At 39.0% G+C, this 12039-nt stretch carries 7 protein-coding genes; 3 read left to right on the top strand and 4 right to left on the bottom strand.

Features of this window, described 5'->3' with window-relative positions; translation table 11 throughout:
* Positions 1 to 58 precede the first annotated feature (58 nt).
* The 3 genes from RAO94_03965 (at position 59) to RAO94_03955 (ending at position 3985) form a co-directional block, all read left to right on the top strand.
* Positions 59 to 658 (top strand): TetR/AcrR family transcriptional regulator, encoded by a 600-nt coding sequence (locus tag RAO94_03965; GenBank protein MDP8321491.1) that lies wholly within the window; start codon positions 59 to 61, stop codon positions 656 to 658.
* Positions 659 to 686: 28 nt separating this feature from the next.
* A complete protein-coding gene (locus tag RAO94_03960) occupies positions 687 to 3014 on the top strand; it encodes an FG-GAP-like repeat-containing protein (protein MDP8321490.1) in 2328 nt (775 codons plus the stop codon).
* Between the two features lie 131 nt (positions 3015 to 3145).
* Positions 3146 to 3985, top strand: a complete 840-nt coding sequence (locus RAO94_03955) for a DNRLRE domain-containing protein (GenBank protein MDP8321489.1) — start codon at positions 3146 to 3148, stop codon at positions 3983 to 3985.
* A 401-nt stretch (positions 3986 to 4386) separates the two neighbouring features.
* Here the strand turns inward: RAO94_03955 and RAO94_03950 are convergent, their stop codons facing one another.
* From RAO94_03950 to RAO94_03935, 4 genes are all read right to left on the bottom strand, one after another.
* On the bottom strand, positions 4387 to 7221 hold the full coding sequence (locus RAO94_03950; GenBank protein ID MDP8321488.1) for a GLUG motif-containing protein: 2835 nt from the start codon (positions 7219 to 7221) through the stop codon (positions 4387 to 4389).
* A gap of 70 nt (positions 7222 to 7291) precedes the next feature.
* On the bottom strand, positions 7292 to 9502 hold the full coding sequence (locus RAO94_03945; GenBank protein ID MDP8321487.1) for a T9SS type A sorting domain-containing protein: 2211 nt from the start codon (positions 9500 to 9502) through the stop codon (positions 7292 to 7294).
* Positions 9503 to 9590: 88 nt separating this feature from the next.
* Positions 9591 to 11078 (bottom strand): GLUG motif-containing protein, encoded by a 1488-nt coding sequence (locus RAO94_03940; protein MDP8321486.1) that lies wholly within the window; start codon positions 11076 to 11078, stop codon positions 9591 to 9593.
* Positions 11079 to 11580: 502 nt separating this feature from the next.
* Positions 11581 to 11943 (bottom strand): hypothetical protein, encoded by a 363-nt coding sequence (locus RAO94_03935; GenBank protein MDP8321485.1) that lies wholly within the window; start codon positions 11941 to 11943, stop codon positions 11581 to 11583.
* Positions 11944 to 12039: the final 96 nt, after the last annotated feature.

Below are 12039 nucleotides of genomic sequence, written 5' to 3'. Positions count from 1 at the left end.
GGATTCAAAGCTTGCTTATTCCCCCGAAATTAGTGAGGTTAAAAAAATGATCAAAGGAATGAAACAGAAGGTCGTAAAGGATGCCATAATCGCAGAAGCAAAGAAGCAGTTTCTGGAAAAAGGTGTGAACAAGACCACTTTACGTTCTATTGCCAGGAAACTGGATATGGCAATTGGTAATTTGTATTATTACTACAAATCCAAAACAGATATCTGCTTAGTTATCTGGCATGCTTACACTAAGATCTTCTTAGCAGAATATAATGCTCATTTAAGCATTCGCGGGGAAAAGGATAGTGGTTTAGAGGGGATCAGAAAATATTATTCTGATCTATATGAATTTTGTCGCCAGAATCCTCTTTATGTAGATCTGATAGCACATACCATGCAGGAGAAGCAACGCTATGCCGTTAGTGATCCTGAAGTTGAAGAGCTTTCCCGGGGGATTAGAGACAGCATAAAGACAACTCTGGTGGCATTATATGAGCGGGGCATAAAAGATGGCAGTATCACAGCCCCTGTCACAAATATCCTCTATGAAGTCTGGAGCTTTAATATTGCTTATATAGCAATAATCATGGTTAGATATAACCAGATTGATGATTTTATTTATGAGTATTATGTGAACACTTATCTGGAAAGATTAGCCTGCCAGTAATTTTGCCAGAGAAAAACAGGAGGACGTTATGAAGCTGAAGATATTCATTATTTTCTGTCTTTGCAGCTCAATTGGCTTAAATGCCTTGGATTGCGAATTTGTAATGCATGAAGTATCCGGAGAATTTCAGGAAGGCATGGAAGTCTCTGCCCTGGACTTTGATTTTGATGGAGATAATGACCTACTCACTGTGGGTACTACCTCAATGCTCTGGTTAAATGACGGTAATGGTAATTTTTCCAGTATTGAGCTACTCACAAATTATGGCATGCCCCGTTCAATAAGAGCAGCTGATCTGGATGATGATGATGATAATGACATTGTGATAGCTACCCTCACCAGTAATCAAGTCATCATATTGGAAAACACAAACATGACTTTTACCAGCTCAGTATTGGATAATTCGCTGGTGATGCCGCACACTATTGACCTTAAAGACCTGGATGGTGATGGTGATATAGATATTCTGTGCAGTGAGTTTGATATGAGCAATGCCCTCAGCGAGATAGTCTGGTGGCAAAATGAAGGGAATATGGAATTTTCGGATAAGATCACTATCTCCGAAGTCTTCCAGCAATCCACTTTTGTATTTGGAGATTATATTAATGATGATGAATACATGGATGTGGTTGCCTGTGGAGAGATCAATAATGACGTGATCTGGTGGCAGAATGACGGCAATCAGAATTTCACTGTAGGAGAAATAATTGATGATAATATCACCCGCATTCACACGGTGATCGGCAGTGACCTTGATGGTGATGATGATATTGATGTACTTGGCTCTGCCTGTAACGGAGGTTTGATAGCCTGGTGGGAGAATGACGGGTCGGGTGATTTTTCACGTCATGATCTGGGAGCTTTGGGTGGTGCACTCTGGATGGATAGCGCTGATTTTGATATTGATGGTGACCAGGATCTGTATGCCGTAGGTCAAAGTCCCAGCTTTGCCCTGATCTATGAAAATGATGGAGAGCAGAATTTTACTGCCAACCCGCTGCCCGGTGAATTTAATGACGGTTTTAGTGCTGCTTCAGCAGATTTTGATAATGATGGTGACCTTGATCTGGCTGCTATCGGCAGGAGTTCTGATCAGATCTGCTGGTGGGAAAACCTGTTTTACAGCGTGCAGTTCACTGCCAGTCCCACAAGTGGACATTTTCCCCTGGAAGTTCAATTCACTGATGCTTCCATCTTCATTGATCCCATCAATACCTGGGAATGGGATTTTGATAATGACGGCATTATAGATTCCCAGCAGCAGAATCCAATTTGGGAATATACTGAGCCGGGAGTGTATTCTATCCGACTCAATGTAACTACCTCTGCTTACACGAAATCTATTCTTATACCCGATATGATCAGCGTATTCAATGGTGAAAGTGCGTTAGACTTTCCAGGTGATGCTCATTTGAACTGTCCGGCAGCTCTGGATATGAATATTACTCAGGGTTTCACATTTGAAGCCTGGATAAATCCCGCTCAATTTGGTTCTGTAAATAATATTGGCTTTGGTAGAATATTTGATAAAACATTGCTCTCTGCCTATCTTATTGAAAATAGTACTGCCTATAATTCCCATAGTCTCGTTTTTGAATTTGAAAACTCAGCTGGTGACCTGATCCGCTGCAACACACTGGAAAATTCCATAACTCTTAATGTCTGGCAGCACCTGGCTATCACTTATGATGGGATAAATGATCTGCATATCTATCTGGACGGGAGTGATACAGCTTATGACAGCAGCATTCCACCAGAAGGTAATATTGCTGATAATACAGATGAAGACCTGCTGATAGGCATGTCAGCTAACCAGGTTTGGGGTTTCACTGGTCTGATAGATGAAATAAGATTGTGGCAGGATGTGCGCACTCATGCCGAAATCCAGAATATGATGTTTTATCACCAGAATGGCTATGAAACTGACCTGCTTGCCTGCTGGGAACTCAATGAAGGTTATGGCGAAATTGCCCACGACCTTACATCTCACCAGCATGATGCTGTTATCAATAATGCTCAGTGGTGTCAGGGCATGGAGCTGGTGCCTGCATCAAATGATGAAAATCAAATTGCCGAGACCCCTGATTTACAGCTCAGAGCGTATCCTAATCCTTTTAATCCTGCCACAATCATTGAGTTTACTCTGCCCTTCGATGATCATATCACTTTAGTGATCTATAATGCCAAAGGTCAAAAGATAAATACTTTGGTGGATTGCTACCTGCCTTCTGATACTTATGAAATTCATTGGGACGGTACTAATGGTCAGAATAAACCAGTCTCCAGCGGTTTATATTTATACCAGGTGCAAACTTCACGGCAGACGCGATCAGGCAAGATAACTTTACTGAAATAAATTCCCCCGGAAAGAAAAGAAGCCGGATATGCTGCATGCAGCTTATCCGGTTTTCTTTATATCAGATAAATTTTTGTTGACGGCTAATATTAATTGATCTAAATTACCCCAAATCATTTGAGGAGTATTAAATGTCCAAATTAGTCTTAGTTTTAGTATTTATATTACTTGCCGGTTTTTGCCTGGCAGATGAGATCTCTGTTCCGCCCACTGATGATATGTTCACTGATTGCCTGACAACCGGTACCCATATCGAGAGCGAATTGTATCTCAATAAAGAGAATAGTGCCGGTGAAGAAAGAGTTATGTTCAAGTTTGATGTCTCAGCAGTAGTAACTCTGGAAAGTGCTGTCTTGAATTTACATCGCTTTTTTGCCTGTGGTGAAGGCGGGGGACAAACTGCTGCCAATATATATCTGATCACAGAAGAATGGGATGAAGAAACCTGGGACTGCCATACTTACCCTCAATATGATGATGATTCTGCCATACCATATACATTCACCGGACCCGTAGGGATGCAGGATACCTGGTTTGAAATTGACATCACTTATCTGGTTGAGCAATGGGTATATGGATTGGTACCCAATAATGGACTGGTTATCATTGCTGATTATGGTCAACGGCACAGTAAATTCAATTCCAAAGAGACAGCCTCAACGGACTGGGCTCCATATCTGACGTTGAATGGGACATTGCCTGCTCAAGAAACTGAAATTATCCCTATCATTACAGCAGCTAATTACCCCAATCCCTTTAATCCGGAAACTATCATCTCATTTAATATCCCCACAGATTCCGGGACCTTAACTATTTATAACCCCCGCGGACAGAAAATAATGCAGCAAAATTACCCCGCAGGAGAACATAGCTTCACCTGGGAAGCAGATAAATACAGCTCAGGCATCTATTTCTACCAGATAAAAACCGGAACGCAAATCCTCAACCGCAAGATGAGTTTGATTAAGTAGTAACTAAGTGAGAAGTGAAGAGTGAGAAGTGAGGAGTAAAGAGTAAGAATAGAACACTGAGCCACCATCCTTCGCATAAAGCTACGGTACGGCAGGCGGATTACACGGATTAACACGGATAAGAAAAAATGCATATTTTACTTCTTCAGTTCGTTTTGTTCGTAATTGTCTTGATGAGCTGTAATGCATGAAAGCTATTCGTTGCTCAAACTCTTACATTACATTTCTCTGTGTTCTCTGTGCCTCTGTGGTGAAAAATCTTACATTACATTACATTTTTTCGCTTGCCAAGCCGTAATTGTATTGAAGGCTGGTGTCATTTCGGAGCTTCTTGATGAGCCGTATAAAAAAGAAGGCTATTCGTGGCTAAAAAATCTTCTTCTTCTTTCCTAAATTACCCTTTATTTCAAAAGAGTTACCTTCTTCACCTGATTTATTGAGCCCGTTTTAATATTGATAAAGTATATCCCGCTTACCAGATCATGAGCATCCCAGGTTATATTGTGTTTTCCCGATCCATAATACCCATCAGCCAGAGTTTCCACTTTTTGTCCTCTCAGATTATAGATTTGTATCAATACATCACCACTTTCCTCAATCTCAAAACAGATATTCGTCAACGGATTAAAAGGATTGGGAGATATTGTATTCAACCTGGTCATTAAGTGTACCGGATCAAAGGTATAGTAAATATTTTCTATAAACCCATTACACTCAAATTCCATAACCAGAGAACAATCAGCATTGCCGGTCCTTTCATATGGTATCTTCAAAATATTTCCGGATATACCCTCCGCAGAAATCAGTGCCAAATGTTGCTCGTTCTGGTAATAAAGGCAATCCTCTCTTTCAGTCTCTGCGTTGCCGATGGTCAAATTCCGGCTTTCAATAATTTTATATTCCAGGCTGATGATCTGTTTATCTGAGTTCAAATAGATATATTCTGAATCATTGGAAAGAGAGATAGCAATTTCAGGATTTCCACCAATTCTGGTAACGGGAAATTCTGTGATTATACCTACAACATATTGCAGAATATAGGCAGCATCCAGAGCTTCAACTTCACCGTTTACATCTACATCTGCCCATAACAAACGCCAGGCTTCCCAGGGAACAGGATCTTCCGGCAGAGGATCCAGACCAACCACATACATCAATAATAGCCCAGCATCATAACTTTCTACTACTGCATTATTATCTATATCACCATAATGAATTTGATTTAGCACTTCTATATAATTTTCTTTCAGTTCAGTAGAAGTGTCTCTTTCAATATCATCTGAAACTGTCAGGCTAACACTGTAAATTCCCGGTTCATTATACACCCAGGTTGGATTCTGTTCATAACTGTCTATCACACCATCATTCTCAAAATCCCATTGCCAGGAAGTGATGGGACTTCCTGAAAATGATCCATCAAAGAAATTTACTGTTAAGGGTAATAGTCCTGAAGTTGGAGTTGCCTCAAAGTTCGCTAATAGATTATTATAAAATGACCATTCCAAGTCTGAAATATAAGGATAACCATTATTCAAAATACTATTAATATCCCAGAAATCTTCTGTTCCATTAATAATCTCCCCCACAAAATCCCAGCTAATGTCAGTATAAGTGTTAATAATCTGCATTTCTGCTGTGGTTGCTCCCCGTAAATTAAGTATAGTTCCTTGACCTTCAAATCCAACTCCATTTGATAGTCCCGATGTCTCTACATTCCAAATACAGTTAATAATCGTGGAATTGTAATAATGCCCTCCAATCAAACCACCAACAAAACCATTCCCAATCACACTTCCGCTGGCATAGCATTCACTGGTAGTGGTGTAAAAATTTGCTCCCACCAAACCACCTACATCAAGAGTTCCACTCACATTTCCGGTTGCATAACAATTACTGATCGTGGAGTGTGTGTTATTTCCTGCCAGGCCACCTACAGATTCATCTCCACTCACACTTACATTCGCATAACTTTCGCTGATTGTGGCTAAATAACTCTTTCCCACCAAGCCACCAATATTACTACCTCCACTAGCCACATTACCGCTGATAAAGCTTTTACTGATGGTAGATTCAACATGAATTCCCACTAAACCACCAACATAATAGCTCCCAATCACATTTACATCGGTTACACCAATTGCTTCTATAGTTGCTCCAATAGTATATCCAAAAAGTCCAATAATACATATCTCAGGACTATTTATATCTAACCCGCTTATAATGTGGTAGTACCCATTGAAAGTTCCGGCAAAGTATGGTATAAAAAAGTTCGGATTACCTGTTAGATCAAGATCGGAAGTAAGCTGAAAACTGTATTCACTGTCATGACCAAATGCCAGAAGCTTTCTAAAATCTTCTATATTATTAATAAGATAATTCTCACCATCGAAAAATAGATAATCTGTAATTTCCAGGTTCATATTGTTATTTATCCAGTCATTATACATCTCATTGCCAAGAGCACCTATTGATATTAAATGTTGATCATTTATCAATACAGTCTCATAATCATAATAGCTTTCAATGATAGTGGCCAGGTAATTATAACCCACTAGGCCACCAAGAAAATTATTTCCACTTACATTACAGTTTGCATAACTTTCGCAGATCGAAGAATCATAAATATTATAACCCGTCAAGCCACCTACACAATAATTACCACTAACACTTCCGCTTGCATAACTATCGCAGATTGTGGTGCCCCAGTTATTTCCCACCAATCCACCAACATTATCTTCTCCACTCACAATTCCTGCAGCGTAACACCCCATGATCTCGGTAGCATTACAATATCCTAATAATACTCCTACATTATTGATTCCGGAAATGCTCGCATTCACTATCCCAAGCTCTTCGATTATAGCTCCATATGTACGTCCGAAAAGTCCAATATTATATTCCTCTAACCTGTTTATATATAGTCCATTTATAATGTGGTAATTTCCGTTATATTTACCTCTAAATGCCATACCATTACCAGGCACAGAATACCCTATTGGACTGAATCCGGCTCCCTCATTCCAAGTCTGGGTATCACTGGCATCAATATCAGCAGTCTGGATGAAGTAGCAGGTACTATCCCAGACAGCCTCAGTGGTACTCAGCCACAAAAGGTTATCCAATGTTTCAATTTGATATGGATCATTTTCTGTGCCAGCCCCTTCAGCAGGTGTGCCATCAGCAAAAAGCTGACTTGATAAAACTAATAATATAAAAACAAAACTTGCCATCTTCATAATAAACTCCTCTTAATCCTCTTCATCCTGTAAATCCTGATCCCGACGTTTTATCCCAATAATCCTGATCTTATTTCAGCATTATCATCTTTCCTGTACTGGTATTTTCATCTACTTTGATCATATAAAAATATATTCCGGATGCCAAACCCTCTCCTGACCAGATCAGTGAATGATTTCCCCTGCCTGTCTCTTTTAGCTGCTTTGACCAAATTCTTTGTCCTTTGATATTATAAACAGCCAAAGTAACATTTTCAGCATCTTCACCTAATGCATAACAGATATTAGTCACAGGATTAAATGGATTGGGATAATTTTCAATTTTACATTTTACATTTTCAATTACCATTTCATCATTACTCACCGGAATTTCTATATCATAAATAAACGGATAACCCTCATTAATATCTTCGTCAATATCCCATATATCTTCATCACCATTAATACTTTCCCCCCAAAAATCCCAACTAATATCCGTATAAGTGCTCATAAGCAGCATTTCTGCTGTTGTTTTGCCAAGTAAATTAGTGATTGTGCCACTATAATTAGTTGCATACCCTAAAGCTTGTCCGGATGTCTCAATATTCCAGATACTGTTATTGATTGAACCATTAATTTGAATTCCAATCAGACCACCTACACATTCACTCGCTGTTGCCATGCCTGTTTCATAACAGCGGCTGATCGATGAATCTCTATTCTGTCCGACCAGACCTCCCACTTTGGAATCTTCTCCAATCACATTGCCTGTTGCGTAGCTATCAATGATCTCGGATTCATCATTCGTGCCAGCTAAGCCGCCAACATACATATACCCATTCACATTACCGGCAGCAAAACTTTCACTGATAATGGATGAATAACAATTTTCCCCTACAAGTCCTCCAACTTGTAAGTTTGCTCCATCAACACTGCCAACAGCATAACTTTTACTGATTATGGACTGACCATTAAATCCTATTAAGCCACCGATACTGGAGTTTCCAGTAACACTACAGGCTGAAAAACTTTCGCTGAGTGTGGACATATAATTTAAACCAAGTAAACCTCCTGCCATTGCAGAACCATTAACACTGCCCGTCGAATAACAGTTGCTGATCAAAGACATAAAACTTGCACCTGCCAATCCGCCTACATCTCGAAGCCCAATCACATTCACATTGGTTACCCCAAGGTTTTCTATGGTTGCTTCATAAATATAACCCAAAAGTCCGATACGACCATTTTGAGGTATATTTACATTCAATCCGTTAATAGTATGAAGGTCACCATTAATTGTCCCGGAAAAAAAAGGAATATAAAAATCTGGATTACTGGTCAAATCTATGTCTTCCGTAAGTTTATAACTGTATGTTGATTCATATCCAAATGCCAGAAGCTTTTCAAAATCAGCGGTATCGTTAATGAGATAATATTCTCCATCATAAGACAGATATTCCGTGATCTCTAAGGTCAGATCATTATCCATCCAGGCATCATATAACTCACTGGTAAGAGCGCCAACTGATATTATGTGCTGATCATTTATTAAAACTGTCTCATAATCATAATAACTTTGACTGTAAGTTGAATATATGTTGTACCCTACCAAACCACCAGCATAATTATTACCAGTTATGCTACACATTGCATAACTATCACATATTTGAGAACTTCCAACTATTGGAGAACTATTACAATATCCAATTAGGCCGCCAATTGACTCATCTCCGCTTACATTCCCTGCTGCAAAGCTGCCGCTGATAGAAGTATTATAACAATGTCCAACCAGACCACCTACACAAAAGTTTCCACCTACAATACCTTCAATAAAACTTTCACTGATAGAAGAAGATAAATTACTTTTGCCTACTAAACCTCCCACATACGCGTTTCCAGTCACTTCTACATTCGTAAGACCAATTGCTTCTATGTTTGCTTCTTGAATATTACCAAAGAATCCGATGTGATCGGAGTTCGGCCTGTTGATATACAGACAATCTATTTCGTAGTAACCTCCATTATAGTTTCCCATGAATGTGAAGTTGTGAAGCCTCCCGATGGGACTAAAGCCCTCGCCATCATTCCAATTCTGAGTATCACTGGCATCAATATCAGTAGTTTGGAGAAAGTGATAAGTACTATCCCAAACCGTGTCAGTTGTGCTTAGCCAAAGCAGATTATCTAAAATTGCAATTTGATATGGATCATTTTCTGTCCCAGCACCTTCAGCAGGAGTGCCATCAGCAAAAAGCTGACTTGATAAAACTAAAATTAAAAAAACAAATCTTACCATCTTCATAACAAACACCTCTTAATTCTCTTAATCCTCTTCATCCTGTAAATCCCGAAAATCCTGATCCCGACGATTTATCCCCATAATCCTGATCCTACTTAAGCATGATCATCTTTCCTGTTCTAGCATTTTCATCTGCCCTGATCATATAAAAATATATCCCTGATGCCAGCCCCTTTCCTGACCAGATCACTGTATGACTTCCCCTGCCTGTCTCTTTTAGCTGCTTTTGCCAAACTCTTTGTCCTCTGATATTATAAACAGCCAAAGTCACATTTTCAGCATCTTCACCTAATTCATAAAAGATATTAGTCACCGGATTAAAGGGATTGGGATAATTTTCAATTTCCAATTCTTGTCCGCCTGGGTGGATTACATTTTCATCATTGCTCACCGGAAATTCAATATCATAAATATATGGATAACCATCATTGATCTCATCATCTATATCCCAGATTTCTTCTGTCCCATTGATACTTTCCCCCACAAAATCCCAGTCAATATCAGTATAAGTACTCACTATCTGCATCTCTGCAGTTGTTGCTCCAATTAAATTTGTTATTACACCTTCATAATCATAGCCAATCCCGATAGTCTGCCCGGTTGTCCCTGAATTCCAGACACAGTTATTTATTTGTGCAAAATAATTTAATCCTACCAAGCCACCATGATGATCATTGCCACTCACACTACCAATGGCATAACATGAGCTGATAGTAGCAACGTAATTTCGTCCAGCCAAACCACCTACATTAGCTTCTCCAATCACATTACCAGTAGCATAACTTGCATTGAGAGTGCATGAATAAACACTTCCTGCTAAACCACCAATGTATGAATGACCAGTCACATTGCCGGTTGCATAGCATTTGCTGAGAGTGGATTGATAATGATTTTCTCCAATCAATCCCCCAACAAGAGTATATCCACTCACATTACCTGTGGCATAGCATGTGCTGAGAGTAGATCTATAATTAGTTCCTACCAATCCCCCAACATTGTCAGTGAGTCCACTCACAATACAGGTTGCATAGCATATATTAAGCGGGGAATTATTACTATTGATTCCCACCATGCCACCTACGCACCAATACCCAATTACATTTCCGCTTGTATTGCATTCAGTGATCAGGGATTGATTGTTATTAGCTCCAACCAAACCGCCAACTTGAAAATGTCCATACACATTTACATTAATAACACTAAGAGCTTCAATGGTTGATCTGGAAGTAAATCCAAAAAGTCCGATGTAATTATCTATAGGTCTAATAATATACAGACCATCAATATTGTAATAAGCACCATTATAGGAACCTTGAAATCGAGAAGTATAATTTCCTATAGGACTGAATCCTTCACCATTATTCCAGGTCTGTGTATCACTGGCATCTATATCAGCAGTCTGCAAAAAATAACTAGTACTATCCCAAACCGCCTCAGTAGTACTCAACCACAAAAGGTTATCCAATGTCTCAATCAAATAAGGATCATTTTCTGTGCCAGCACCTTCAGCAGGAGTGCCATCAGCAAAAAGTAAAGAAAATATTGCCAAAGTGATTAATAAAATAATGTGCCCTTTCATTTTTGTTATCCTCCATTGTCCTAATTAATTTAGGATTATCATTTGTATATGTCAAGCAAAAAAAAATCTTTTATTATCAACCACCAGCCAACATAACGGCTACTCGACTGCACGACGGAGAGACTGCACGACGGAGAGACTGCACGACGGAGAGACTGCACGACGGAGAGACTGCATGACTGATAGACTACAGGACTTATAGACCAAATAAATAATAAACTCTTCTCTTTTCCGTCTTATACTTCTTAAGTTCGTTTTGTTCGTAATTGTTCGTTGCTATAAACCTCTTCTCTCTGTGTTCCACATTACATTTCGTCTCACGTCTCACGTCTCACTTCTCACGGATTGAAAATCCTCACATTACATTTCACGTCTCACTTCTCACGGATTGAAAATCCTTACATTCCATTCCCAATCACTCAATCTATGCCTTCCCATGCCGCACACTCTCAGAAGGTCATCTTTTTTCTTTATAGAGATTGATCAGGTGTTGAGCTTTAAGTTAATCTACTTTCTTTAGATTATCACTTTCAGCCAGCAGGTCTTTGGCAGCTAATAGTTTTTCCTGATAAAGAACTTGATTAGGCAGGTCATTAATAAATTTATAATATTTAATATATGCTTTATAAATGTAAATCTGCTCTATCAATGAGCATTCGGACAATTTTTTACTTGCTAAGAGCAGATTTTCATATGCTCTCTCCTGATTACCGGAATCAATATAAATATATACTATATTACAGATAGTTCGAATTACCTCATGCTTGATACCTGCTTTCAGTTTGATACTCAGAGCCTCCTGAAAATAATTCAAAGCATCAGGCAGTTCTTCTGTAATCTGGCAGATATGTCCAAGGTTCTGCAATATAATAGTTTTAATAATTAACTGATATTTCCGACTTGTCTAAGTGCTTGAAAAATATATAAGATATGTAAAAGAAAGCATTGACAAAAAGACCTC

This window comes from Candidatus Stygibacter australis, assembly GCA_030765845.1.
Taxonomy (GTDB): Bacteria; Cloacimonadota; Cloacimonadia; order Cloacimonadales; family TCS61; genus Stygibacter; species Stygibacter australis.
The sequence above is the reverse complement of the archived record's forward strand: the minus strand, read 5'-3'. Positions and strand labels throughout refer to the sequence as shown.

Excerpts from the sequence above, each read along its gene's own strand:
- RAO94_03965 (MDP8321491.1), top strand. The coding sequence starts at position 59 with ATGAAACAGAAGGTCGTAAAGGATGCCATAATCGCAGAAGCAAAGAAG.
- RAO94_03960 (MDP8321490.1), top strand. The coding sequence starts at position 687 with ATGAAGCTGAAGATATTCATTATTTTCTGTCTTTGCAGCTCAATTGGC.
- RAO94_03955 (MDP8321489.1), top strand. The coding sequence starts at position 3,146 with ATGTCCAAATTAGTCTTAGTTTTAGTATTTATATTACTTGCCGGTTTT.
- RAO94_03950 (MDP8321488.1), bottom strand. The coding sequence starts at position 7,221 with ATGAAGATGGCAAGTTTTGTTTTTATATTATTAGTTTTATCAAGTCAG.
- RAO94_03945 (MDP8321487.1), bottom strand. The coding sequence starts at position 9,502 with ATGAAGATGGTAAGATTTGTTTTTTTAATTTTAGTTTTATCAAGTCAG.
- RAO94_03940 (MDP8321486.1), bottom strand. The coding sequence starts at position 11,078 with ATGAAAGGGCACATTATTTTATTAATCACTTTGGCAATATTTTCTTTA.